This is a genomic window from Franconibacter helveticus LMG 23732, from assembly GCF_000463115.2.
In the GTDB taxonomy this organism is placed as follows: domain Bacteria; phylum Pseudomonadota; class Gammaproteobacteria; order Enterobacterales; family Enterobacteriaceae; genus Franconibacter; species Franconibacter helveticus.
In genome coordinates, this window is sequence record NZ_AWFX01000051.1 from 1 (window position 1) to 23,349 (window position 23,349).

Sequence of the window (23,349 nt, forward strand, 5' to 3'; positions counted from 1 at the left end):
GGTGTGTAAGCGCAGCGATGCGTTGAGCTAACCGGTACTAATGAACCGTGAGGCTTAACCTTACAACGCCGAAGTTGTTTTGGCGTGATTTGAGAGAAATTCAGCTTGTGACGGACAGAGCCTGTGGCCGGAAGTGGCGGCAGGTGAACAGAATTTGCCTGGCGGCCGTAGCGCGGTGGTCCCACCTGACCCCATGCCGAACTCAGAAGTGAAACGCCGTAGCGCCGATGGTAGTGTGGGGCCTCCCCATGCGAGAGTAGGGAACTGCCAGGCATCAAATTAGCAGGTCAAACCGGGGCAACAAACCGGTGGTTGTGAAAAAATTCGGTGGAGCGGTAGTTCAGTCGGTTAGAATACCTGCCTGTCACGCAGGGGGTCGCGGGTTCGAGTCCCGTCCGTTCCGCCACTTATTATGAAGCCCTGAGCAAATGCTCAGGGCTTTTTTTGTATCAGCCCCCAGACTATTGCTCTTTTGACAATAATCCTCTGCATTTCATTACCTTTTTCTCTTTAAGTCGCTTCGCGATAATCCTCTTTCCTGGTAAAAACAGTCAAAAGAGGATTTATGACACTACCTGCATTTGGTCTTGGCACCTTCCGCCTGAAAGATGATGTCGTTATCGCATCTGTTAAAACCGCGCTTGAGCTGGGTTATCGCGCAATTGATACCGCGCAGATCTACGATAACGAAGCGGCTATCGGCCAGGCGCTTGAAGAGAGCGGCATTGCCCGCAACGACATCTTTATTACGACAAAAATCTGGACGGAAAATTTAAGCCGGGAGAAGCTTATTCCCAGTCTGAAAGAAAGCCTGAAAAAGCTGCGTACCGGCTATGTAGATTTGACGCTGATCCACTGGCCATCGCCTGGCGATGCCGTCGCCGTTGAAGAGTTCATGCACGCTTTACTCGAAGCAAAAAAAGAGGGATTAACGCGTGAAATCGGGATCTCCAACTTCACCATCCCGCTAATGGAAAGGGCGATAGCGGCAGTAGGGGCGGAGCACATCGCGACCAATCAGATTGAGCTTTCACCTTATCTTCAGAACAGCAACGTTGCGGCATGGGCAAAATCCCACGGCATTCATATTACTTCTTATATGACGCTTGCTTACGGCGAAGCGTTAAAAGATGAAACCATTGCCGGTATTGCGACAAAGCATCAGGCAACCCCAGCCCAGGTTATCCTCGCCTGGGCTCTGGCTCAGGGTTATGCAGTTATTCCTTCCTCAACCAAACGAGAAAATCTGGAAAGTAACCTGCGAGCGCAGCAGCTTACGCTGGATAACGATGACATGGCCGCGATCGCAGCGCTCGATCGTAACCAGCGTCTCGTAAGCCCGGAAGGTTTAGCCCCGCAGTGGGACTAACCCTCGTTTTACAGCCCCTGGCGGGGCTGTTTCATTTGCTCGCTTAAGAAATCAATAAACGCCCGGATCCGTGTGCTAACAGCGCGATCGCTGTAATAAACGGCGCTGAACGGCATTTCAACGGGTAAGCGATGCTCTGAAAGCAGCTCTACTACTTCGCCATTTGCAATCTCTTTATCGATCATATAATCCGACAAACAGGCGATGCCATTGCCCGTGAGACAAAGTTGTTTGATGGTTTCCCCGCTGTTTGAAGACAAGCCCACCTGTATTTCATGCAATTGCCCATCCTGACGCGCGACTGGCCAGGTGTTCAGCGACACAGGCTCGGTAAAGCCAAGACAAACATGATCGTCAAGATCCTCTGCCTTCAGCGGTATTCCATAGCGATCCAGATAGTCCGGTGAGGCAACCAGTTTCCGGTAGCTACTGAACAAGGGACGGGCGCGCAGGCTGGAATCCGTGAGATTGCCGGCGCGAATCGCCACATCCACTTTACGCTCAATAAGATTGATGAACGTTTCAGATGAGACTAAGGAAAGCGTAACCTCCGGGTAACGCTCCCGGAAGGGTTTGATAAACGGCATCAGAAAATGCAATACCACTGGCGTAGCGGCATCTATTCTCAGCAAACCACGCGGCGTAAGGCGGGTCTCCATGAGTTCATTCTCGGCCGCGGCCATTTCCTGTAAAACTTGTTGAACGCGACGAAAATAGCGTTCGCCCTCTTCTGTAAGGCTAAGCTGGCGAGTCGTACGATTAAGCAGGCTAACGCCAAGCTTCATCTCCAGTTTTTTTACCGAGCGGCTTACTGCCGAATTTGCCAGCCGCAGCTGTTCCGCCGCCCGGCTAAAGCTGCCGCTTTCCACTACCGCAACGAAGATCGCGAGTTCTTCAGAGGTCGCCTTCATTATTGCTTCTCCGGCAAAATTTTATTGTGATTTTGACTGTTTTTGTTATTTAAGCACTTCTCCATACTGCATGCCAACACTGAACATCTGTTATGGAGATAACTTATGCCGCTGGCATTACTTGCTTTGACCATCAGTGCCTTCGCGATAGGCACGACGGAATTCGTTATTGTCGGCCTGGTGCCGACTATCGCTGAACAGCTTGGCGTCTCGCTGCCTTCTGCCGGGCTACTGGTTTCACTCTACGCGCTGGGCGTGGCGGTTGGCGCGCCCGTGCTGACGGCATTAACAGGCAATGTGCCGCGAAAGCAATTGCTGGTTGGGCTGATGGCGCTTTTTACCGCCGGTAATTTACTGGCCTGGTTGTCGCCGGGTTATGAAACATTAGTCGTAGCGCGAGTGATGACAGGTCTTGCGCATGGCGTTTTCTTTTCGATCGGTTCCACCATCGCTACAAGCCTGGTGCCGAAAGAAAAAGCGGCCTCTGCCATCGCCGTTATGTTTGGCGGTCTTACGGTAGCGCTGGTGACTGGCGTGCCGCTGGGTACTTTTATCGGTCAGCACTTTGGCTGGCGTGAAACCTTCCTTGCGGTTTCGGCGCTTGGTGTTATTGCGCTTATTAGCAGCCTGATTCTGGTGCCGAACGATATTCCCGGCCGCGCTGTCGCCGGGCTAAAAGCGCAGCTCAAGGTATTGACGCATCCGCGTTTGCTAATGATCTACGCTATTACCGCGTTGGGTTATGGCGGCGTATTTACGGCATTCACTTTCCTTGCGCCGATGATGCAAGACCTGGCGGGCTTTAGCCCTGCGGCGGTCAGCTGGATCCTGCTGGGATATGGCGTTGCCGTTGCCATTGGCAACATCTGGGGAGGAAAACTTGCGGATCGCCATGGCGCGGTGCCTGCGCTTAAGTTTATTTTTGCCGCCCTTGCTGCCTTACTGCTGATTTTCCAGTTCACCGCATCCCTTCATTATGCTGCTCTGGTTACGGTGCTGGTGATGGGCATTTTCGCCTTTGGCAATGTGCCCGGTTTACAGGTTTATGTCGTTCAGAAAGCAGAGCAATATGCGCCTGACGCTGTCGATGTCGCTTCCGGGTTAAATATTGCAGCATTTAACGTCGGCATTGCTTTAGGATCGATTACAGGCGGCCAGACGGTAGCGCATATCGGTCTTGCCCAGACACCGTGGATAGGCGCGGTCATTGTCGCCGTGGCGCTGGGGCTGGTAATGCTGAGCGGCCGACTGGATAGCAAGCTGCGTGCTGCCCTGAGTTAACCTCTGCTAAAGCCAGTTCGTACATTTCCTTACTGCCTTGCGTTGAAACTGTGAGCTAAAATCCCTATAACTGATAAGCCGTCACGTCATTGTGGCGGCAATCTCAACGGAGGCATACAGCGAGACGTGCGAAAAACAACTTATGCCATGCGCTACATTGCCGGCCAGCCAGCAGAACGAATTTTACCGCCAGGCTCTTTCTCGGGCATTGGACAAGCGCTGCCCGCAGGCGAACCGTTGCCCGGCCATGATGTATTACGTGTGCTGGTATGGAACATCTTCAAACAACAGCGGGCCGAATGGTTGTCCGTTTTGCAAACCTTTGGCAAAGATGCCCACCTGGTGTTGCTCCAGGAAGCGCAGACCACGCCTGAGCTTATCTCTTTCGCTACGAAAAATTATCTGGCGGCCGATCAGGTTCCCGCTTTTGTGCTGCCGCAACACCCTTCCGGCGTTATGACATTGTCCGCAGCCCACCCGGTTTACTGTTGCCCTTTGCGCGAGCGCGAGCCTATTCTTCGGCTGGCTAAATCCGCGCTGGTCACGGTTTATCCCTTGCCGGACGGGCGCATGTTGATGGTAGTTAACGTCCATGCGGTTAATTTCAGCCTGGGGGTGGATGTGTACAGTAAACAGTTGGGGCCGATAGGCGATCAGCTCGTCCACCACAATGGCCCTGTGATTATGGCGGGAGATTTTAACGCCTGGAGCAGGCCTCGTAAGAACGCGCTGTATCGCTTTGCGCGTGAAATGGCGCTTCGTGAAGTACGTTTTACCGATGACCAGCGGCGTCGGGCCTTTGGTCGTCCCCTTGATTTCGTCTTTTACCGTGGGTTGGCGGTTAGTGAAGCCTCTGTGCTGGTCACCCGCGCTTCCGATCATAACCCGCTGCTGGTGGAGTTTGCTCCCGGCAAGCCGGAGAAGAAGTAAAACAGGCCTGATACAGGTAATAAAAAAGGCACCGGGGGAATCGGTGCCTTATTTGTTTCGCGCTGCGATCAGGAGTCCGGCGTGGAACTCTCTTTCACGAAGAGCGTGAGCTGGTCGCCCGGCCGCAATTTATCGGTATCGCTGTTCCAGCGCACCACATCCTTGATATTGACGCCGTGACGCTTCGCTATGCTCGACAACGAATCGCCTTTGCGTACGCGGTAAGTGATGCTGTCGCTGTTACTGGCGAGACGCGTCGCGCCGCTGGCGCTGCCTACCGTTAACGTCTGGCCGATTTTCAGATTCGCGCCGCGCAGGTTATTCCAGCGCTGCAAATCCTTCGTCGAGACGTTCATACGCGCCGCAATAGTCGAGAGCGTATCGCCGGAGCGCACTTTATAAGTACGGCTTTCAGCAGGACTGACGTCCGCCAGCATTTCCGGCTGGATGGCTTCGATTTCGCCTGCCGCCAGCGAGTTTCTCAGCTGTTCAGCATGCTTTTTCGGCACCATCACATATTTTGGTCCGCTCTTGCCCAGCGTTTCGCCTTTAACGCCCGCATTGAACGTTTTCAGCTTACTGACCGGCATGCCTGCCATGTCCGCCAGCTGATCCATATCAACCGGGTTGTTCACCTTCACGCGCGCCAGCGCACGACTTTCGTCGGTCGACGGCAAACGTACCCCGTAACGCTTGCTGTTTTTGAGAATATCACTCAAAGCCAGCATTTTAGGCACGTAGATTTTGGTTTCCTGTGGCAGTGAAAGCGACCAAAAATCCGTGGATTTTCCTCGTGCTTTATTCGCTTTCATTGCCTTCAATACACGACCCTCGCCGCTGTTATAGGCTGCCACGGTCAGTAGCCAGTCGCCGTCAAACATGCGGTTAAGACGCTGCATCATGTTGAGCGCGGCGGTTGTAGAAGCCACCACGTCGCGACGCGCATCGTAATTGCGGGTCTGTTTTAAACCATAATTACGCCCCGTGCTCGGCACAATCTGCCAGATGCCAGCGGCATTCGCCGCAGATGTGGCGTGGGGGTCAAAAGCGCTCTCCACTATGGGTAGGAGTACCAGCTCCATCGGCATGTTACGTTTCTTAACCTGCCCGGCTATCCAGTACATATACGGCTCTGCCCGTAAAGTTACATCGTGGAGATAGCTCTTGTTTCTCAAATACTTCTGTTTCTGTTCGCGGATCCGGTCATTTTCCGGAATCCCCATCTTTAGCTCGTCGCCAATGAAAGACCACAGGTCCTGATCTTGCGCGAGGAAGGTTCCATCGTCCATCCACCGCGCAGTCTGACCAGCAAACTTTCCTGCTTCCCCTTGACCAGCTGCAGAAAGGCTCTGTGCATGCTGTTGAACGCCGGCGTCTTGCTTCGTCGCCTGGCACCCCACAAGCAGGACAGAGGCGAGTAATATCGCTTTTGCCTTCATGTGTGTGTCAATAGTTGCTTAAAAGACGAGCGATGATAACTTTGAAGGCAACAGAGCACAAGCAGAAATTTTTAGAAACTATCTTTCTTAGCCCGTAACCATGCGAATCTCTCTTCAGGGTGTTGCAAAGTTGTTTCTGCGTTAATTTTATTAATTAAATCAATATCATTTACGCGGAGAAATAAGTTAATTTGTCGCTCTTTTTTCAGAATTGAGGGGAGTGATTTTTGATTTTTCGCGCGTAACTCTTTCACTTCCCGATAATAATGGGTTAAGTGCACATCCTCGGGCAGGACAGAAAGAGAAAAGGTTAAATTACTTAACGTATATTCGTGCGCGCAGCAAATCAGAGTATCTTCCGGAAGCGCATTTAATTTCTGAAAAGATTGGTACATCTGGGCTGGCGTGCCCTCAAACAGACGTCCGCAGCCTGCCGAGAACATTGTGTCCCCACAGAAAAGATAAGGAAAACTGAAATAAGAAATATGTCCGGAAGTGTGACCCGGCGTAGCAATAACGGTGAATTCATGCCCCAGTATGACAGCCTTATCGCCTTCCTTTACTACCTTATTGGTTCCTTTGCCAGCCGTCTCCTGCGGCCCGTACACCACAACTTCCGGATAATGTTCAAGCAGCGTTTTCACTCCGCCGACATGGTCGTTATGGTGATGCGTAAGCAGAATAGCGACCGGTTGCCACTGCTGTTCCTCAATCGCTTTTAGCACCGGCGCGGCTTCGCCTGGATCGACAATCAGGCACTTTCCCTGTTCATCATTCAGCACCCAGATGTAGTTGTCCTGAAAAGCGGGAATACTGTTAAGATTCATAAAACACCTCACATTGCGTTACGGAAGGTAGTGATGAAACCAGCAAGGACCCCTGCGGCATTCACCGCGCCCACGCACTGGAGCCAGTTGCCCTGGGGCGACTTTTACCGCGCGGCGCTGGAGCAACAGCTCACGCCATGGCTTGGGAAGCTGTATGGTTTTCACCTGCTTAAAATAGGCAACCTGAGCGCGGAGGTCAGCACGGAAGCCTGCGCCATTTCACATCAGGTCAACATTGCGCTGCAAGGAGAAACGTTGCAGGTCAAAGCAGACCCGCTTCATTTACCTTTTGCAGAAAAGTCGGTGGATGCCTGCCTGCTGGCGCACACGCTGCCCTGGTGCCCGGATCCTCACCGGCTGCTGCGGGAGGTTGACCGGGTGTTAATTGACGACGGCTGGCTTATCCTCAGCAGTTTTAGCCCGCTGAGCCTGCTCGGCATCGGGAAAATCGTGCCTTTTGTGCGCCGCCGGGCGCCTTATAACAGCCGGATGTTCACCCTGATGCGCCAGCTCGACTGGCTTACCCTGCTGAACTTTGAAGTGATGCATCACGGGAATTTTCAGGTGTTGCCCTGGCACCGCCAGGGCGGCAGGCTGTTGAGCACGCATCTGCCGGCGCTGGGCTGCATGCAGCTTATCGTGGCCCGCAAGCGAACCATTCCCCTGACGATTAACCCGCTGAAAGCAAGAAAGGCCAGAACGCAGCTTCGCCCGGCCGTGGGCGCGACCAGGCAATACCGGAAACCTTAAAGCGCAGGCGCTTCGGGCAAATAGCCGACATCTTCAAGCGTAGGGTGATTCGCCGCCTCGCGGGCAAGCTCGTCGCAGCGCTCGTTTTCAGGGTGGCCTGCGTGGCCCTTTACCCATTCCCATTTGATCTCATGCTGGCTGAGCGCCGCATCCAGCCGCTGCCAGAGGTCGACATTTTTTACCGGCTTTTTCTCGGCGGTTTTCCAGCCGCGTTTTTTCCAGTTGTGGATCCACTGGGTGATCCCCTGGCGCACATACTGGCTGTCGGTGCTGAGTGTGATAATGCAATGCTCGCGCAGCGCCTCCAGCGCCACGATGGCGGCCATCAGCTCCATGCGGTTGTTTGTGGTAAGGCGGTAGCCCGCACTGAAGGTTTTTTCGTGCTGCTTATAGCGCAGTATCGCGCCGTAACCGCCGGGGCCCGGGTTGCCAAGGCAGGATCCATCGGTGAAAATTTCTACCTCTTTACGCATCTCTGGTAGACTTCCTGTGATTAAAAGCCCAAGTCTGACACAACGAGCGCTATGAGCACAGCTATTACACGACAGATTGTCCTCGATACAGAAACCACCGGTATGAACCAGATCGGCGCTCACTATGAGGGGCACCGTATTATCGAGATTGGTGCCGTCGAGGTAATAAACCGCCGCCTGACCGGCAATAATTTCCACGTCTATCTTAAGCCCGACCGGCTGGTGGACCCGGAAGCTTTCGGCGTTCACGGCATCGCCGACGAATTCCTGATGGATAAACCCACGTTCGGCGATGTGGTTGAGGATTTCCTCGACTACATTCGCGGCGCCGAGCTTATTATCCATAACGCGTCGTTCGATATCGGCTTTATGGATTACGAATTTGGCATGCTCAACCGGGGCATTCCGAAGACCGAGACCTTCTGCAAGGTGACCGACAGCCTGGCAATGGCGCGCCGGATGTTCCCGGGCAAGCGCAACAGCCTCGACGCGCTCTGTTCCCGCTACGAAATCGACAACACCAAGCGTACCCTGCACGGCGCGCTGCTCGACTCCCAAATTCTTGCCGACGTCTACCTGGCGATGACCGGCGGCCAGACATCGCTGAAATTTTCAATGGAAGGCGAAGGGCAACAGCAGCAGGGCGGCGAAGCGGCCATTCAGCGCGTTGTTCGCCAGGCGACGGCGCTGCGGGTGATAAAAGCCAGCGATGAAGAGATAATGGCGCACGAATCGCGTCTGGATCTGGTGGAGAAAAAAGGCGGAAGCTGCCTGTGGCGCGCCTGACCATGGGCTATACGCGGGCTATAATGTAGAGAAAATCATCGTCTGGGCGAAAATTGCAGCAAACGATTAAATGTGTGAGAAAAAGCGTTGACGGCCCAGAGGGCAATACGTAATATGCGCCTCGTTCCCCAACGGGAACAATGCGGAGCGGTAGTTCAGTCGGTTAGAATACCTGCCTGTCACGCAGGGGGTCGCGGGTTCGAGTCCCGTCCGTTCCGCCACTATTCAGAAGGCCTGAATCAGCAATGATTCAGGCCTTCGTCGTTTTACTCCTTCGACATCGCCACCTGAACGCTGTAGCCCGCGACGTCAGCCGCGCGTTCATGCCGCGCCACCCAACGGTAACAACCTGCGCCCAGCGCCGCGCCGATAAACCAGCTAAAGTTCGCCACCTCATGCAGCGCAGGGATAAAGCTGATAATCAGGCCCACCGCCACGGAAGGAATAAGCGAGACAATCGCTTTCGGATTAAAACCATTCTTGTACCAGTAGCGACCTTTTGGCGTGTCGTCGAAGAGATCGTCCACAAACACCTTGCCGCGCTTAATCAGGTAAAAATCCGTCAGCAAAATGCCGAACAGCGGCCCGATAAACGCCCCCAGCACGTCCAGCGTATAGTGAATCAGCTCCGGCGACTGGAACAGGTTCCAGGGCGTCAGCAGCACAGAGCCTACCGCCGCAATCATCCCGCCGGTGCGAAAACTGATCTTCTGCGGCGAACAGTTAGAGAAATCAAAGGCCGGCGAAACGAAATTCGCCACGATATTAATGCCGATGGTGGCGGTGATCATCGTCAGCAGCCCAATCGCCATGGCGAGGCTGTTGCCCACGCGGCTGACGGTTTCAATCGGGTCGGTGATCATCTGGCCGAACAGCGACTGCGTGCCGGAGACAATCACCACCGTCACGATGGAGAAAAGCAGGAAGTTAAACGGCAGCCCCCAGCGGTTGCCGCGCTTAATCTCACCCATGCTTTTGCCGTAGCGGGAGAAATCGCCGAAGTTAAGCAGCGGGCCGGAGAAGTAAGAAACCACCAGCGCCGTCGCGGTAATCATCTGCCAGGTCTGTTCGCCAGCAGAGAGCGATTTGCTGGCAAGCGTAAAGGAGATGCCGTCAAAACCGGTCTGATACAAAATCCAGCCCGCCAGCGCCATCATCACCACATAAACCGCCGGTCCGGCGACATCAATAAAACGCTTAATCGCGTTCATCCCGTGCCAGAACACCATCGCCTGCAACACCCACATAATGGCGAAGCAAACCCAGCCTAAGTGAGAAAGCCCGAGGAAATGGCCTTCCGTCATCGGCGCAAGCGAAGGCCAGAACTTCAGCGCCACCAGCATTAGCGCGTTAGCGGCGAGGTAAGTCTGAATGCCGTACCAGGCGAAAGCGATAAGCCCGCGAATGACCGCCGGGATATTCGCGCCGAATACGCCGAACGCCTGGCGGCAGATAACGGCATAAGGCACGCCCGCCATCTGGCTCGGCTTCGCCACCAGGTTTGCGCACAGCTGCACAATGCAAATGCCCACCAGCAGGCAGAGCAGCACCTGCCAGCTCGCCAGCCCGAGCGTAAAGAAGCTGGCGGCTACCACATAGCCGCCCATGCTGTGCACATCCGACATCCAGAAAGAAAAAATATTGTACCAGGACCAGGTCTGGTTGCGGGTCGGCGCCAGGTCGTCATTACAGAGCCGGGGACTATAGCCGGCATTCGGGTTCACTGCTGCGTGCTCATGGTTTGGCATGGAATCTGCTCCTCTGAACGAATGGCGACGAAATGTCTGTCACTCTCTGAGCAGGAACTTGCAGGAACCAGGCCAGTTTTTCTTTTTTTGTATACAAGGTATTTATTTGCTGTATACAAAAAGCAGGGGCAGACCATAAACGGGAGCAGGAAATGAAGCGTGTAACGGGCCTAATCGACCCGCAGGAGATACCGGATAAAGAAGCGCACATCTGGCAGTCGTTGCTGAACGCGATTGTCGAACATCAGTTGCCGCCGGGCTGCAAGCTGCCGGAAGAGGCGCTGGCGGAAGTGTTTGGCGTCAGCCGTACCGGTATCCGTAAGGTACTGACGCGCCTTGCGGCGGTGCAAATGATCGAAATGACGCCCAGACGTGGTGCATTTGTCGCCAGTCCCACGGTGGAAGAGTCAAAAGCTATCTTTCAAACCCGAAGCGTTATTGAGTGCGCGAACCTGCCGCATGTGCTTGCCCGCCTGCAACCGCCGCATCTGGCGGGGCTGGAGAAGCATGTCGCGCTCGAAGAGCAGGCCAGCCGCGACGGCGACGGCCCGGCGGCTATCCGCCATTCCGCCGCTTTTCATATTCAGCTACAGGCGATTTCCGGCAACGCAGTGTTAACGGAAATGGTGACAAGCCTGGCGCAGCGCTCCTCATTAGTCATAGCCGCCTGGGGCTCGCCCTGGCAGCGCGGCTGCCGCTGCGACGATCATGAAAAGCTTATCGAACTGCTGCGTAACAAAGATCTCGCTGCGCTGACGGACGCGCTGGCGCACCATTTCACCCACATTGTGGAAAGCCTCTGCTTTGAGCGCAGCGGCGAAACGCTGGCGGATTTTGCCCGCCTGTTTGGTAAGGCGCAGGAGCCATCATGAACGGTTTTCGTATACAGGTAATCAACCCCAACACCAGCGTTGCGATGACGCAGACCATCGGCGAGGCGGCCCGCGCCGTCGCGATGCCGGGCACGGAGATACTGGCGGTTTGCCCGTCACAGGGCGTGGATTCCATTGAAGGGCATTTCGACGAAGCCATCGCCGCCATCGGCGTGCTTGAACAGATAAAGCGCGGACAAGCCCTGGGCGCGCAGGGGCATGTTATTGCCTGCTTTGGCGACCCGGGGCTGCTGGCGGCGCGGGAGCTGGCGAGCGGGCCGGTTATCGGCATTGCCGAAGCGGCTATGCACATGGCGACGCTGGTGGCGACGCGCTTTTCCATCGTCACCACGCTGCCCCGCACGCTTATCATCGCCCGGCATTTATTGCGCCAGTATGGCTTTGAGCACCACTGCGCGGGGCTGCATGCTATCGACTTACCGGTGCTGGCGCTTGAAGATGGCACGGGACTTGCTCAGCAAAAGGTACGCGAGCGTTGTATACAAGCGAAGAACGAAGACAACAGCGGAGCGATTGTGCTCGGCTGCGGCGGTATGGCGAACCTCGCCCGTGAGCTGACCGCCGAGCTGGGCATTCCGGTTATCGACGGCGTAACGGCGGCGGTAAAAATGGTGGAATCCCTGCTGGCTCTCGGTCTTGGCACCAGTAAACACGGCGACCTCGCGTATCCCAACAAAAAGCCGCTTACCGGCTGTTTTGAAATGCTGAGCTAAAAGGATATGAACCATGCAAACTGTACCGCACCCTCGCCACGACCTGAATCAAACGTACCCGCGCGATATGCTGGGCTATGCAGGCAAACCGCCCCATGCACGCTGGCCGGGGGAGGCGCGCATTGCCGTGCAGTTTGTACTTAATTACGAAGAGGGCGGCGAGAACCACGTGCTGCATGGCGACAGCGGTTCGGAGCAGTTTCTTTCCGATATCATCGGCGCGGCGAGCTACCCGGATCGCCACATGTCGATGGATTCACTTTATGAATATGGCTCCCGCGCCGGCTTCTGGCGTATCCATGAAGAGTTCCAGCGCCGCGGCCTGCCGATGACCATTTTCGGCGTGGGCATGGCGCTGGCCCGCAACCCGGCGATTGTCGAGGCGATAAAAAAAGCGGATTACGACGTGGTGAGCCATGGCTGGCGCTGGATCCACTACCAGAATATGAGCGTGGAAGAGGAGCGGGCGCACCTGCGCCAGGCCATCGACACGCTGGAGACGCTGTTTGGCAAGAAGCCGCTCGGCTGGTACACCGGGCGCGACAGCCCTAATACCCGGCGGCTGGTGGTGGAGCAGGGCGGTTTTCAGTACGACAGCGACTATTACGGCGACGATCTGCCGTTCTGGACGGAAGTGGAGTGCGGCGACGGCAACCGTAAACCGCACCTGGTTATCCCCTACACGCTGGACGCCAACGATATGCGTTTCGCCACCGCCCAGGGCTTCAACACCGCCGAGCAGTTTTACACCTATCTGAAAGACAGTTTCGATGTGCTGTATGAGGAAGGGGAATCGGCGCCGAAGATGATGTCGGTAGGCATGCACTGCCGCCTGCTGGGTCGCCCGGGGCGTTTCCGGGCGCTGCAACGCTTTCTGGATTATGTGCAAAGCCACGATCGCGTGTGGGTGTGCCGCCGCCAGGATATCGCCGACCACTGGCTGAAAACGCACCCCTGGGTAAAATAATTCCCCGCCCCGGCCCTCTCCACCGCCGGGAGAGGGCGCAGGCCAGCTTTCCTGAAAAGAGCCTGGGCGCTACCCCATCAAACTGACGTGCGCCGCCACGATGCGCCAGCCGAACGGGAACTTCACCCACGTCTGCATCTGGCGGCCGATGCGCTCGCTGCCCTCGCGGGTAAACTCGGTGCTGGCGATAGCCATGTCATCACCGAAGGTGGTGATAGTGGTATTTCGCAGCGTTCGCGCTAACCCTTGCGACGGCCTGGCGGCGCGAAAGGCGCGGATCGCCTCAATGCCGTAAAGATTCTCCGTTGCGCCGTAGCGCACCGTGCGCTCGTCCACCCAGAAAAGTTCATCCAGCACCGCCACGTCATTGCTGATAAGCGCCTCTTCATAGCGGTAAAACGCAGCGCGCACCTCGTTTAAAATCGCCGGCCTGTCGATGTTATCCCTCGTCATACTCTTTTCACCTCTGCTTTTATCACGCCCTGCTGTTCAAGCTGCCTTGCGGCCTGCAAACATTTCTCTTCCTGCCACGGCGCGCCAATAATCTGCACGCCGATGGGCAGCCCTTTTTGCGTCATCACCGGCACCGTGACCACCGGCAGGCCGAGAAACGAAATGGGCTGCGCCAGCATGCCCATGCTGGCTTTCACCGGCAGGTCGGTATGGTTGATGCGCATCGTCGCCGCGCCGATTTCCGTCGCGCAGCAAGGCGTGGCCGGGGCGAGCAGCAGGTCAACGCTATCGAACAGCGCCAGCGTCTGGTCGCGGAACCAGCCGCGAAAGCGCTGCGCCTGGATATACCAGGCCGAAGGCGTCATCGCCCCCGCCAGCAGCCGCTCGCGGGAGTTCGGCTCAAAGCGGTGCGGATCGGTTCGAAGCAGCGGCAGATAATGGTTGCCGCCTTCCGCGGCGGTCAGTAAAAACGCCGCCTGACGCGCCAGCTCCGCTTGCGCCAGCGCAATGGTCTGCTGCGCGCCCAGCGCTTTCGCTACCTGCGCCACCGCCGCCCGCGCTGCTTCGTCGCACCAGGTTTCAAAATAGCCCGTCAGTACGGCGCAACGCAGCGGCCTGTCGCTCTCAAGCCGCTCCGCCACCGGTTCCGCCGGGCGGGGCGACTGAAAGCGGTCCGCCGCATCCGCCCCCTGCAACGCGTCATACACCTGCGCCAGATCCTCTGCCGAGCGGGCCAGCGGCCCGATATGATCGAGGCTTGCCACAAATGGCTGGCTGCCGCTGCGTGAAAGCCGCCCAAAAGTCGGTTTTAACCCCAGCACGCCGCACAGCGAAGCGGGCACGCGGATAGAGCCGTTGGTGTCGGTGCCAAGCGTAAAGTTAACTAACCCCGCCACCACAGCCGCCGCAGAACCGCCGGAAGAGCCGCCCGCCACGCGCGTCAGATCGTGCGGGTTACGCGTCGCGCCGTAATGGCTGTTTTCGGTGGTGAAGCCATAAGCGTAGGCGTCCATATTCAGCGCGCCGCCGAGCAGCGCGCCGGCATGAGCAAGCTTCTTCACCGCGAAAGCGTCCCTGGCGGCGGGCGGCTGCTGGCTGAACAGCTCCGCCCCCGCAAGGGTTGTCACGCCTTCAATATCAAACAGGTTTTTCACCGCGTAAGGCACGCCCGCCAGCGGCGGAAGAGGCTGGCTCTGCGCGCGAAGCGCATCGATGCGCGCCGCCTCCCGCAGCATTCTTTCCTGCGTGACGTGAGTAAACGCGTTCACCGCCGGGTTGTCCCGCTCGATGGCGGCAAGGGACTGCTGCGCCAGTTCGCGCGCAGAAAATTCGCCCCGCGCCAGCCCTTCGCGAATCGCCTTAATGGATAAACTCATAGCCGGTAGACCCCTGCGACATCCTGTCGATTATCGAGCGGAAAGGCGAGCAGCGGCGCTGCCATGGCCGCGATGCGCGTTAGCTGTATTTCCAGCTCGGCGCGGCGGGCGTCGTCCAGCGGCATCGCCAGCAGTTGCTCCATCAGCCGGATATAAGCCGGCCAGTCGAAAGTCTCGTTCATCTTCTCTCCTTAAAAACCGGCGGCGCTGCCGTTGCTGCGCGGGTCGAACGCCCCCTCCAGCATGCCATTGGTGTGGCGAACAATCGCCCCCGCATGACCCACCGCCTCGCTGAAATCGGGCAGCGCTTCCACTTCGTGTCCTGATTCGCGCAGCCGCTGGAAAGTCCGGGCGCTAAAGCGTCCTTCCAGCTTCAGGCTGTCGCTCGCCTGGCCCCAGGTGCGGCCAAGCAGCCAGCGCGGGGCGCAAACCGCCGCCTGCAAATCCATACCCTGAATCACATGGCGAGTGAATATCGCAGCCTGGGTCTGCGGCTGGCCGTCGCCGCCCATCGAGCCGTAAACCAGCGTGCGGCCATCCGCCAGCCGGGCGGCGGCGGGGTTGAGCGTGTGAAAAGGCTGTTTGCCGGGGGCGAGCGCCAGCAAATGCGTGGGGTCGAGGCTAAAAGCGGCGCCGCGGTTCTGCCACAGCACGCCGCTTTGCGGCAGCACCACGCCGCTGCCGAACTCGTGATAGATGCTCTGGATAAACGACACCGCCATGCCGTTGCTGTCGACAACGCCCATCCACACCGTGTCGCCCGGCCCTTTGCCGGCGCCCCATTTGGCTGCGCGGTTGTCGTCCACTTCCGCCGCCATCGCCGCCAGCTTATCTGCTTCCAGCAGGCTCTGGACCGGCAGCGTGACGTGGCGCGGGTCGGTGATGTATCGATCGCGCAGCGCGAAGGCTTTTTTGGTCGCCTCGACAATGCGATGCACGGTTTGCTCTTCATCGGCGTGGGCCATATCAAGGTTGTCGGTAATACCGAGAATGGCGAGCGACACCAGCCCTTGCGTCGGCGGCGTCATGTTGTAGATCTCGCCGTGGGAGTGTTGCAGGCGCAGCGGCACCCGCTGCCGGGCGCGGTGAGCGGCGAGATCCTGATACGTCACCGGCATGCCAAGCTCCGCCAGCTCCTGCGCCATCAGCTTCGCAAGCGGCCCGCGATAAAAACTCTCCAGTCCCTCGGTGGTCAGGCGCGTCAGGGTCTGCGCAAGCTTCGGCTGGCAGAAGCGCGAGCCGGGGCGCGGCGTTTCGCCCCGTGTCAGAAACGTGTCGGCAAAGCCTGGCATCTCAGCCAGTTCGGCATATTTACTTTGCGTAGCGTGTGCCTGGGAGTGGGTAACGGGAATGCCATCGGCGGCGTAGCGGATGGCGTCCGCCAGCAGACGCGAAAGCGGCAAACGCCCGCCGCCCCAGCGGGCGGAAAGCCTCAGCGCTTCGTCCCAGCCGCTGACCGTGCCAGGCACCGTCAGCGCCGCGCGGGGGCCGCGGTGGGGAATGGCGGCATGACCCGCGTACCACTCAAGGGTGGCGAGCGACCCCGCCGCGCCGCTGGCGTCTATCGCCACCGGTTCGCCCTCCGGCGGTACAATCAGCCAGAAGCCGTCGCCGCCAATGCCGTTCATATGCGGGTAAACCACAGCGATGGTCGCGGCGGCGGCCACCATCGCTTCTATCGCGTCGCCGCCGTGGCGCAGCACCGAAAGGGCGCTTTCGCTGGCGAGATGGTGCGGCGTGACCGCCATGCCGGAAGGAGCCATATTGCTTTGCATCGTCTTGCTCTCTTAAGCAAATGAGAAGCGGGATCAGGCAAAAACCGTTCCAGGTTGACCGCATTCGTTTCACTGTGCGAGGGTAAGATGAAACGAAAGTTACAGGAGCAGCCATGCAACAGTTAGATGAGCGCCTGCGCGCCTGCTACAGCCAGCTTTCCGTGCAGGAGCAGCGCGTGGCGGCCTTTATTATGGATCATTTCGACGATCTGATTAGCTACAACAGCGTTGAGCTGGCGCGCCTGAGCGGTGTCTCCAAAGCGACGGTAAGCCGCCTGTTTAAGCGTTTAGGCTACGATCGTTATAAGGAGATGCGCGAAGAGCTGCGCGAGCTGCGCCAGAGCGGCATGCCGCTGGCGGAGAACCGCGACGCAGTGCAGGGCAATACCCTGCTGGCGCGCCACTATAAGCAGGAGATGGCAAACCTGACGCAGTGGGTAAACACCCTGGAGGCGCAGCCGTTTGCCGACGTAGTCAGCGCCCTCGGCAGCGCCCGCCGGGTCGTTATTCTCGGCCTGCGCAACAGTGCGCCGGTGGCCCTGCATCTGCGCCAGCAGCTGTTGCAAAGCCGGGGCGGCGTGTCGCTTATTCCGCAGCCCGGCCAGACGCTGGCGGAAGAGGTGGTGGATTTAGCGCCGGAGGATTGCGTGGTGGTGGTAGCGTTTCGCCGTCGGCCCCGCGTCATTCGTCCGCTGCTGGCGCAGCTCAAAAAACAGAACGTGCCGGTGCTGTTAATTAGCGAACCGCAGGCCAGCGGCCTCGTGGGGCTGGCGCGCTGGCACTTTACCACGCCGCTCGACAGCGTCTCGGCTTTCGACAGCTACAGCGGGGCGATGAGCCTCGTCAATTTGCTCGCTAACGCTGTGTTGCACAGCACGCTGAGCGAAGGCCGTCAGCGCATCCACCATATCGCCGCGCTCTATGGCGACCTGGAGGAACTGGAGCAACGTTAATGCGCCGTGGTGGTGCGTCTGCACCACCCTGATGTTCCGCTTTGGTTCAGCGCGCTATGCCGGACCGCTTCACCTCGCGCACGAATGTCGCGACTTTTCTCGCCCGATTCATTGTTTTTGCCCTTGGCACATTAGTTGCAAAAAGACGATTAACGAATCTTTTGTTTCATGTTGCCGGGCCAGACCATAAAGGAATTTCTCATGTCAGCGAATGCATACTACCCGCAAATCAATCCGCCGCACCGCCTGCTGATGGGGCCGGGGCCGATTAACGCCGACCCGCGCGTGCTGCGCGCCATGGCAAGCCAGCTTGTCGGCCAGTACGACCCGGTCATGACCGGCTACATGAATGAAGTGATGGCGCTTTACCGCGACGTTTTTCGCACGCAAAACCGCTGGACGATGCTGGTGGACGGCACGTCGCGCGCGGGCATTGAGGCGATTCTGGTCTCCGCTATTCGCCCGGGCGACAAAGTCCTGGTGCCCGTGTTTGGCCGCTTCGGCCATCTGCTGTGCGAAATCGCCCGCCGCTGTCGCGCCGAAGTGCACAGCATTGAAGCGCCCTGGGGGGAAGTGTTCACCCCCGACCAGATTGAAGAGGCCATTAAAAAAGTGAAGCCGCGTCTGCTGCTTACCGTCCAGGGCGACACGTCCACGACCATGTTGCAGCCGCTGGCGGAGCTTGGCGACATCTGCCGCCGCCACGGCGTACTGTTTTATACCGACGCCACCGCGTCGCTTGGCGGCAACGACCTGCAAACCGACGCCTGGGGGCTGGATGCCGTCTCCGCTGGCTTGCAAAAGTGCCTGGGCGGCCCGTCCGGCAGCGCCCCCATCACCTTAAGCCCGCAAATGGAAGAGGCTATTCGCCGCCGTAAATGCGTGGAGGAGGGGATCCGCACCGCCGCCCATGAAGATGGCGACGAAGAGATGATCTACTCCAACTATTTCGACCTTGGCATGGTGATGGACTACTGGGGGCCGGAGCGTCTTAACCACCACACCGAAGCGACCAGCATGCTGTTCGCCGCCCGCGAATGCGCGCGCATCATGCTGGAAGAGGGAATGGATAATCTTATCGCCCGCCATGCGCTGCACGGCGACGCGCTGCTGGCGGGGATCCAGGGCATGGGGCTGGAGCCGTTTGGCGATCTTCGCCACAAAATGAACAACGTGCTCGGCGTAGTTATTCCTTCGCAGGTGCATGGCGAGGCGGTGCGCAAACTGCTGCTGGAGGATTTCCACATTGAGATTGGCACCTCCTTCGGCCCGCTACAGGGGAAAATCTGGCGCATCGGCACCATGGGCTACAACGCCCGCAAAGACTGCGTGCTGCAAACCCTGACGGCGCTGGAAGCGGTGCTCAACCGCCTTGGCTTTAAAACCACCCAGGGCGCGGCGATGCAGGCGGCGTGGGACGTTTACGCGCGGAGCGACGTATGAATGCGCTAATGACGAGCCATGAGGCGAGCCTCGGCGCCGCGCGCGTGATGCAGCGCTGCGACCAGCTCGCCGCCATTAGCGAAACGCCGGGGCAGCTCACCCGCGTCTATTTATCGCCGGAGCATTTGCGCGCCAATACGCTGGTGGCGCAATGGATGCACGAGGCGGGCATGCTCACCTGGCAGGATGCGGTGGGCAATATCTGCGGGCGCTACGAAGGGGCTGAAGAGGGGGTGAGCGCGGTGCTGCTCGGCTCGCATCTTGATACGGTGCGCAACGCCGGGCGCTACGACGGCATGCTGGGGGTGGTGAGCGCCATTGAGCTGGTCGACTGGCTTAACCGCCATGCTATCCGGCTGGCGCAGGCGATTGAAATTGTCGGTTTCGCCGATGAAGAAGGCACCCGTTTTGGCGTAACGCTGCTCGGCAGCCGTGGGCTTACCGGTACATGGCCCGCAGGCTGGCTTGAAGAGCGGGACGCGCAGGGAGTGACGGTGGCGCAGGCGCTGGTCAAAGCCGGGCTGGATCCTTCGCGCATCGGCGAAGCGGCGCGGGCGCCCGAAGATTTCAGCGCGTATCTGGAGCTGCATATTGAGCAAGGCCCGGTGCTGGAGCGCGAAAACCTGGCGCTGGGCGTGGTCACCGCCATCAATGGCGCGAAGCGCCTTAACTGCCGCTTTACCGGCGAGGCGGGGCATGCGGGCACGGTGCCGATGAGTCATCGCCACGACGCGCTGGCGGCGAGCGCCGAATGGATGCTGTTCATTGAGCAAACGACCCGCAGCTGGGGGCCGGAGCTGGTGGCGACCGTCGGCACGTTACGCTGCGAGCCGGGGGCGGTGAATGTGATCCCTGGCGTAGTGAACCTGACGCTGGATATTCGCAGCCCCAGCGATGCGCAGCTTGAAACCCTGCTGGCGCGCCTGCTGGAGGAAGCGGAGCAGATAGCGCTGCGCCGGGGATTAACCTTTTCACAGGATACCTATTACGCGATCCCGGCCACGCTGTGCGATCAAACCTTGCAGGAGACGATCGCCGGCGCGCTGGAGGCGACGCAAGGGCAGGCGCTCCGGCTGCCAAGCGGCGCGGGGCATGACGCCATCGCCATCGCCGAACGCTGGCCGGTGGGCATGCTGTTTGTCCGCTGCGCGGGCGGCGTCAGCCATCATCCGGCGGAAGCGGTGCAGGAAACCGACGTGGCGCAGGCGTTGGTCGCCCTGAGCCAGACGGTAACGACGCTTGCGCAGCAAACGTCGCCGCTTGCCCGCTTTAACGGCGCGAGCGAAGCGCAGGCGACAGCGCTGCTTTCACCCTGCGTGGCGCTGGCGCACTGGACGGCGGCGCTGGTGCAGGGGCGGCCTTACGCCTCGTGCGACGAGTTGCTGAACAAAGCCGATGCGCTGGCGCGCGGCTGGAGCCGTGAAGATCTGGACGCGGCGTTAAGCGCGCACCCGCGCATCGGCGAAAAAGCGCGGGGCGAGAGCAAAGAAGCGGCGCTTTCCCGCGGCGAGCAGGCCGCGGTTAACGCGCAGGATATCCTGCTTGCCGACGCGCTGGCCGCAGGCAATGCCGCCTATGAGACGCGCTTCGGACGCGTTTTTCTGATCCGCGCCAGCGGGCGCAGCGGCGAAGAGATCTTAAGCCAGCTGTCGCGCCGCATGGAAAACGAGGCTGAGCAGGAAGCGGCGGAAGCGCTGGATCAGCTGCGGCAAATCACCCTGTTACGGCTGGAAGGAGTCTTACACCCATGAGTTCGCTCTCAACCCACATTCTGGATGCCTCGCTTGGCAAACCCGCCAGCGGCGTAACGCTGCGCCTGGAGCAGCAGACCGCGCAGGGCTGGGAAGTGCTTTGCGAAGCGTTGACCGACGCGGATGGCCGCTATAACGGTTTTTCAACCGCGCCGCTGGCGGCGGGCCGCTACCGGCTGACCGCGGAGATCGGGCTTTATTTCGCCCAGACCCTGCGTGAAACCCTTTACCCCACGGCGCAGATAGATTTTGTCGTCGCCCCCGACGGCGGGCATTACCACCTGCCGTTTTTGATCTCCCCCTGGTCGTGGTCCACCTACCGCGGCAGCTGATTAACACTACCTAACGGAAGGGCACTATGAAGAGAGAAAGCGCCTGCGCGCGCCCGGAAGACCAGCGTTACCCGGCGGTAAAAACCTTCGCCTGGGGCTTACAGCATGTGCTGACCATGTATGGCGGCATTATCGCGCCGCCGCTTATCATCGGCTCCGCCGCCGGGCTATCTGGCGACGATATCGGGCTGCTGGTGACCGCCGCGCTCTTCATTAGCGGCCTTTCCACGCTGCTGCAATCGTTCGGCATACCGTTTTTCGGCTCGAAGCTGCCGCTGGTGCAGGGCGTCTCGTTTGCCGGCGTCGCGACGATGGTGACGCTTGTTTCCGGCGGCGGCGGGCTGCCGGTGGTGTTTGGCGCGGTTATCGCCTCCTCGCTGCTGGGGCTGCTGATCACCCCTTTCTTCGCGCACATTATTCGCTTCTTTCCGCCGGTAGTGACAGGGTGCGTCATCACCGTGATCGGCCTGTCGCTGATGCCGGTGGCGGCGCGCTGGGCGATGGGCGGCAACGCTAAAGCGCCGGACTGGGGGGCGCCTTCCAACATTGGTCTTGCGGCGCTGACGCTTGGCGTCATCCTGCTGCTTAACCGCCTCGGGCGCGGCAGCGTCACCCGCATCGCGGTGCTGGCGGCCATGGTTATCGGCACGCTGGCGGGCGTCGTCGCCGGCAAGGCGGACTTCAGCGGCGTGTTTCAGGGCGACTGGCTGGCGATGCCGACGCTGTTCGCCTTCGGCATGCCGGTGTTTGACAGCGCCGCTATTTTGTCGATGTTTTTAATCGTGCTGGTATTGCTGACCGAAACCACCGCCGGGCTGATGGCGGTGGGGGAGATTGTCGGCACCGACGTAAACGGGCGGCGCATCGCCAACGGCCTGCGCGCCGATATGCTCACCAGCGCGCTGGCGCCGGTGTTTAACTCGTTTCCGCAAAGCGCGTTTGCGCAGAACATCGGGCTGGTGGCGTTAACCGGCATCAAAAGCCGCTTTGTGGTGAGCGCAGGCGGGGCGATTTTACTGATACTCGGCCTGTTGCCGGTGTTGGGCCGCGTTATTGCCGCCATCCCCATGCCGGTGCTGGGCGGGGCGGGCGTGGTGCTGTTTGGTTCCGTGGCGGCAAGCGGCATTCGTACGCTGGCGAAGGTGGATTACAAAGAGAATATGAATCTGGTGGTGGTGGCGACGTCGCTGGCGTTCGGCATGATCCCTATCGTCATGCCCGCTTTTTACGACCAGTTCCCCGGCTGGGTGCGCACGCTGTTCCACTCCGGGATCAGCGCCACCTGCCTCGTCGCTTTCGTGCTGAATATTCTCTTCAACGGTAAATTTGTCGCCCTCGCCGCGCGGGGGAGGGCGAAGACCGTTAGCTGAGCGTAAACGGGTCGGCGTCCTGCCAGGCGGGGAATTTCTCGCGGTATTCGCGCAGGGCGCTGAGCGAGAGTTCCGCGTCGAGGCGCATCGCCTGGTGCGCCACCCCTTCCGCCAGAATTTCGCCTTGCGGGTTGATGATGCGGCTGTCGCCCCGGTAGTGATGCCCGTTGCCGTCGCTGCCGACACGGTTGCAGCCTGCAACATAAGCCTGGTTTTCTATGGCGCGCGCCACCAGCAAAGCCTGCCAGTGCAGCGAGCGCGGCGCGGGCCAGTTGGCGACATACAGCGCCAGATCGTAGTCATTGCGGTTGCGCGACCAGACCGGAAAGCGTAAGTCGTAGCAAACCAGCGGCAGAATGCGCCAGCCGCGCCATTCAATCACCTGGCGCGCTTCTCCCGCCACGTAATGATGATGCTCATCAGCCATGCGAAAAAGATGGCGCTTGTCGTAAAAATGCACCTGGCCTTCCGGCTCCACCAGCAAAAAGCGGTTCACCGGGCCGCGCTCGGTTTGCAGCGCCGCGCTGCCCGCCACCATCGCGCCGGTCTGCTGCGCTTTCTCCTGCATCCATGCCACCACTTCCGCTTGCGGCATGGATTGCTGCGCCGCTTCCATGGCGAAGCCGGTAGTGAACATCTCCGGCAGCACGATGAGATCGCGCCCGGTAATGGCTTCCAGTTGAATATCGAAATGTCGCAAATTGGCAGGGCCGTCCATCCAGACCAGCGGCTGCTGTAACAGGGTGAGTTTTAAACCTGGCACGATAAGCTCTCTGTAAAAGGGCGATGGCTTCACTGTAGCACGAGAG

Annotated in this window: 22 protein-coding genes, 2 tRNA genes, 1 rRNA gene and 2 pseudogenes; 17 read left to right on the plus strand and 10 right to left on the minus strand. The window is 59.0% G+C overall.

Going from position 1 to position 23,349, the window contains the following annotated elements:
• Positions 1 to 157: 157 nt before the first annotated feature.
• From rrf to dkgB, 3 genes are all read left to right on the plus strand, one after another.
• A 5S ribosomal RNA gene (gene rrf / locus DW56_RS17290) occupies positions 158 to 273 on the plus strand.
• Positions 274 to 329: 56 nt separating this feature from the next.
• Positions 330 to 406 (plus strand) — tRNA-Asp (locus DW56_RS17295).
• A gap of 159 nt (positions 407 to 565) precedes the next feature.
• Positions 566 to 1,369, plus strand: coding sequence for a 2,5-didehydrogluconate reductase DkgB (gene dkgB, locus DW56_RS17300; RefSeq protein ID WP_024552100.1), 804 nt, complete (start codon positions 566 to 568; stop codon positions 1,367 to 1,369).
• Here dkgB and yafC read toward each other — a convergent pair.
• Positions 1,349 to 2,280, minus strand: a pseudogene (gene yafC / locus DW56_RS17305) (DNA-binding transcriptional regulator YafC). The gene dkgB and the pseudogene yafC overlap by 21 nt on opposite strands.
• 105 nt (positions 2,281 to 2,385) lie before the next feature.
• On the opposite strand from yafC, the gene DW56_RS17310 reads away from it, so the two are divergent.
• Both DW56_RS17310 and DW56_RS17315 read left to right on the plus strand, forming a co-directional pair.
• Positions 2,386 to 3,561 carry an MFS transporter gene (locus tag DW56_RS17310; protein ID WP_024552099.1) on the plus strand — a complete coding sequence of 392 codons (1,176 nt, stop codon included), beginning with the start codon at positions 2,386 to 2,388 and terminating at the stop codon, positions 3,559 to 3,561.
• A 126-nt stretch (positions 3,562 to 3,687) separates the two neighbouring features.
• Positions 3,688 to 4,491 (plus strand): endonuclease/exonuclease/phosphatase family protein, encoded by an 804-nt coding sequence (locus DW56_RS17315; protein WP_024552098.1) that lies wholly within the window; start codon positions 3,688 to 3,690, stop codon positions 4,489 to 4,491.
• Positions 4,492 to 4,559: 68 nt separating this feature from the next.
• On the opposite strand, the gene mltD is transcribed toward DW56_RS17315, so the two are convergent.
• Positions 4,560 to 5,930, minus strand: a complete 1,371-nt coding sequence (gene mltD / locus DW56_RS17320) for a murein transglycosylase D (protein ID WP_024552097.1) — start codon at positions 5,928 to 5,930, stop codon at positions 4,560 to 4,562.
• A 71-nt stretch (positions 5,931 to 6,001) separates the two neighbouring features.
• Positions 6,002 to 6,757: a hydroxyacylglutathione hydrolase gene (gloB, locus tag DW56_RS17325; RefSeq protein WP_024552096.1), complete on the minus strand. Its 756-nt coding sequence runs from the start codon at positions 6,755 to 6,757 to the stop codon at positions 6,002 to 6,004.
• Positions 6,758 to 6,790: 33 nt separating this feature from the next.
• On the opposite strand from gloB, the gene DW56_RS17330 reads away from it, so the two are divergent.
• Positions 6,791 to 7,507: a class I SAM-dependent methyltransferase gene (locus DW56_RS17330; protein ID WP_024552095.1), complete on the plus strand. Its 717-nt coding sequence runs from the start codon at positions 6,791 to 6,793 to the stop codon at positions 7,505 to 7,507.
• On the opposite strand, the gene rnhA is transcribed toward DW56_RS17330, so the two are convergent.
• Complete coding sequence (gene rnhA / locus DW56_RS17335) at positions 7,504 to 7,980, minus strand: ribonuclease HI (RefSeq protein ID WP_024552094.1); 477 nt, start codon at positions 7,978 to 7,980, stop codon at positions 7,504 to 7,506. The two genes, DW56_RS17330 and rnhA, sit on opposite strands and share 4 nt — an antisense overlap.
• Positions 7,981 to 8,031: 51 nt before the next feature.
• Here rnhA and dnaQ point away from each other — a divergent pair, with 51 nt between their 5' ends.
• Both dnaQ and DW56_RS17345 read left to right on the plus strand, forming a co-directional pair.
• A complete protein-coding gene (gene dnaQ / locus DW56_RS17340) occupies positions 8,032 to 8,766 on the plus strand; it encodes a DNA polymerase III subunit epsilon (protein WP_024552093.1) in 735 nt (244 codons plus the stop codon).
• 144 nt (positions 8,767 to 8,910) lie between these two features.
• A tRNA-Asp gene (locus DW56_RS17345) sits at positions 8,911 to 8,987 on the plus strand.
• Positions 8,988 to 9,032: 45 nt separating this feature from the next.
• On the opposite strand, the gene DW56_RS17350 is transcribed toward DW56_RS17345, so the two are convergent.
• Positions 9,033 to 10,514, minus strand: a complete 1,482-nt coding sequence (locus tag DW56_RS17350; protein ID WP_024552092.1) for an NCS1 family nucleobase:cation symporter-1 — start codon at positions 10,512 to 10,514, stop codon at positions 9,033 to 9,035.
• Positions 10,515 to 10,666: 152 nt separating this feature from the next.
• Here DW56_RS17350 and DW56_RS17355 point away from each other — a divergent pair, with 152 nt between their 5' ends.
• Genes DW56_RS17355 through puuE form a run of 3 tightly spaced genes read left to right on the plus strand, consistent with a single transcriptional unit; the run spans position 10,667 to position 13,087 of the window.
• Positions 10,667 to 11,386: a GntR family transcriptional regulator gene (locus tag DW56_RS17355; RefSeq protein WP_024552091.1), complete on the plus strand. Its 720-nt coding sequence runs from the start codon at positions 10,667 to 10,669 to the stop codon at positions 11,384 to 11,386.
• Entirely contained in the window at positions 11,383 to 12,120 is a 738-nt protein-coding gene (gene hpxA, locus DW56_RS17360; RefSeq protein WP_024562175.1) for an allantoin racemase, read from the plus strand. The genes DW56_RS17355 and hpxA overlap by 4 nt, the downstream gene beginning before the upstream one ends.
• Before the next feature lie 13 nt (positions 12,121 to 12,133).
• Positions 12,134 to 13,087 carry an allantoinase PuuE gene (puuE, locus tag DW56_RS17365; RefSeq protein WP_024562174.1) on the plus strand — a complete coding sequence of 318 codons (954 nt, stop codon included), beginning with the start codon at positions 12,134 to 12,136 and terminating at the stop codon, positions 13,085 to 13,087.
• Positions 13,088 to 13,156: 69 nt separating this feature from the next.
• On the opposite strand, the gene hpxZ is transcribed toward puuE, so the two are convergent.
• The 4 genes from hpxZ to DW56_RS17385 are packed head-to-tail and all read right to left on the minus strand — an operon-like array spanning position 13,157 to position 16,691.
• Positions 13,157 to 13,540, minus strand: coding sequence for an oxalurate catabolism protein HpxZ (gene hpxZ, locus DW56_RS17370; RefSeq protein ID WP_024555211.1), 384 nt, complete (start codon positions 13,538 to 13,540; stop codon positions 13,157 to 13,159).
• Entirely contained in the window at positions 13,537 to 14,916 is a 1,380-nt protein-coding gene (locus DW56_RS17375) for an AtzE family amidohydrolase (protein WP_024555212.1), read from the minus strand. Before DW56_RS17375 ends, hpxZ begins: the two co-directional genes overlap by 4 nt.
• Positions 14,913 to 15,098, minus strand: a complete 186-nt coding sequence (gene hpxX, locus DW56_RS17380) for an oxalurate catabolism protein HpxX (RefSeq protein WP_024555213.1) — start codon at positions 15,096 to 15,098, stop codon at positions 14,913 to 14,915. Before hpxX ends, DW56_RS17375 begins: the two co-directional genes overlap by 4 nt.
• Positions 15,099 to 15,107: 9 nt before the next feature.
• Entirely contained in the window at positions 15,108 to 16,691 is a 1,584-nt protein-coding gene (locus tag DW56_RS17385) for a gamma-glutamyltransferase family protein (protein WP_024562238.1), read from the minus strand.
• 113 nt (positions 16,692 to 16,804) lie between these two features.
• Between DW56_RS17385 and DW56_RS17390 the strand changes: the two genes are divergently transcribed.
• The 6 genes and pseudogenes from DW56_RS17390 to DW56_RS17410 all read left to right on the plus strand — a co-directional run bounded on the left by DW56_RS17390 (position 16,805) and on the right by DW56_RS17410 (position 22,540).
• On the plus strand, positions 16,805 to 17,644 hold the full coding sequence (locus DW56_RS17390; protein WP_024552314.1) for a MurR/RpiR family transcriptional regulator: 840 nt from the start codon (positions 16,805 to 16,807) through the stop codon (positions 17,642 to 17,644).
• A 201-nt stretch (positions 17,645 to 17,845) separates the two neighbouring features.
• Positions 17,846 to 19,087, plus strand: a complete 1,242-nt coding sequence (locus DW56_RS17395) for a pyridoxal-phosphate-dependent aminotransferase family protein (RefSeq protein WP_024552315.1) — start codon at positions 17,846 to 17,848, stop codon at positions 19,085 to 19,087.
• Positions 19,084 to 20,331 (plus strand): annotated as a pseudogene (gene hpxK / locus DW56_RS17400) (allantoate amidohydrolase); the annotation flags it as partial. The gene DW56_RS17395 and the pseudogene hpxK, both read left to right, overlap by 4 nt.
• On the plus strand, positions 20,305 to 20,838 hold the full coding sequence (uraD, locus tag DW56_RS22935; RefSeq protein ID WP_267879863.1) for a 2-oxo-4-hydroxy-4-carboxy-5-ureidoimidazoline decarboxylase: 534 nt from the start codon (positions 20,305 to 20,307) through the stop codon (positions 20,836 to 20,838). The pseudogene hpxK and the gene uraD, both read left to right, overlap by 27 nt.
• A complete protein-coding gene (uraH, locus tag DW56_RS17405) occupies positions 20,835 to 21,170 on the plus strand; it encodes a hydroxyisourate hydrolase (RefSeq protein ID WP_024552317.1) in 336 nt (111 codons plus the stop codon). The genes uraD and uraH overlap by 4 nt, the downstream gene beginning before the upstream one ends.
• Before the next feature lie 26 nt (positions 21,171 to 21,196).
• Positions 21,197 to 22,540 carry a nucleobase:cation symporter-2 family protein gene (locus tag DW56_RS17410; RefSeq protein ID WP_024552318.1) on the plus strand — a complete coding sequence of 448 codons (1,344 nt, stop codon included), beginning with the start codon at positions 21,197 to 21,199 and terminating at the stop codon, positions 22,538 to 22,540.
• On the opposite strand, the gene DW56_RS17415 is transcribed toward DW56_RS17410, so the two are convergent.
• Positions 22,533 to 23,303 carry an amidohydrolase gene (locus tag DW56_RS17415; protein ID WP_024562239.1) on the minus strand — a complete coding sequence of 257 codons (771 nt, stop codon included), beginning with the start codon at positions 23,301 to 23,303 and terminating at the stop codon, positions 22,533 to 22,535. The genes DW56_RS17410 and DW56_RS17415 overlap by 8 nt on opposite strands.
• Between the last annotated feature and the right edge of the window lie 46 nt (positions 23,304 to 23,349).

Coding starts and splice junctions, on each gene's coding strand:
- dkgB (WP_024552100.1), top strand. CDS start 566: ATGACACTACCTGCATTTGGTCTTGGCACCTTCCGCCTGAAAGATGAT.
- DW56_RS17310 (WP_024552099.1), top strand. CDS start 2,386: ATGCCGCTGGCATTACTTGCTTTGACCATCAGTGCCTTCGCGATAGGC.
- mltD (WP_024552097.1), bottom strand. CDS start 5,930: ATGAAGGCAAAAGCGATATTACTCGCCTCTGTCCTGCTTGTGGGGTGC.
- gloB (WP_024552096.1), bottom strand. CDS start 6,757: ATGAATCTTAACAGTATTCCCGCTTTTCAGGACAACTACATCTGGGTG.
- DW56_RS17330 (WP_024552095.1), top strand. CDS start 6,791: ATGAAACCAGCAAGGACCCCTGCGGCATTCACCGCGCCCACGCACTGG.
- rnhA (WP_024552094.1), bottom strand. CDS start 7,980: ATGCGTAAAGAGGTAGAAATTTTCACCGATGGATCCTGCCTTGGCAAC.
- dnaQ (WP_024552093.1), top strand. CDS start 8,032: ATGAGCACAGCTATTACACGACAGATTGTCCTCGATACAGAAACCACC.
- DW56_RS17350 (WP_024552092.1), bottom strand. CDS start 10,514: ATGCCAAACCATGAGCACGCAGCAGTGAACCCGAATGCCGGCTATAGT.
- DW56_RS17355 (WP_024552091.1), top strand. CDS start 10,667: ATGAAGCGTGTAACGGGCCTAATCGACCCGCAGGAGATACCGGATAAA.
- hpxA (WP_024562175.1), top strand. CDS start 11,383: ATGAACGGTTTTCGTATACAGGTAATCAACCCCAACACCAGCGTTGCG.
- puuE (WP_024562174.1), top strand. CDS start 12,134: ATGCAAACTGTACCGCACCCTCGCCACGACCTGAATCAAACGTACCCG.
- hpxZ (WP_024555211.1), bottom strand. CDS start 13,540: ATGACGAGGGATAACATCGACAGGCCGGCGATTTTAAACGAGGTGCGC.
- DW56_RS17375 (WP_024555212.1), bottom strand. CDS start 14,916: ATGAGTTTATCCATTAAGGCGATTCGCGAAGGGCTGGCGCGGGGCGAA.
- hpxX (WP_024555213.1), bottom strand. CDS start 15,098: ATGAACGAGACTTTCGACTGGCCGGCTTATATCCGGCTGATGGAGCAA.
- DW56_RS17385 (WP_024562238.1), bottom strand. CDS start 16,691: ATGCAAAGCAATATGGCTCCTTCCGGCATGGCGGTCACGCCGCACCAT.
- DW56_RS17390 (WP_024552314.1), top strand. CDS start 16,805: ATGCAACAGTTAGATGAGCGCCTGCGCGCCTGCTACAGCCAGCTTTCC.
- DW56_RS17395 (WP_024552315.1), top strand. CDS start 17,846: ATGTCAGCGAATGCATACTACCCGCAAATCAATCCGCCGCACCGCCTG.
- uraH (WP_024552317.1), top strand. CDS start 20,835: ATGAGTTCGCTCTCAACCCACATTCTGGATGCCTCGCTTGGCAAACCC.
- DW56_RS17410 (WP_024552318.1), top strand. CDS start 21,197: ATGAAGAGAGAAAGCGCCTGCGCGCGCCCGGAAGACCAGCGTTACCCG.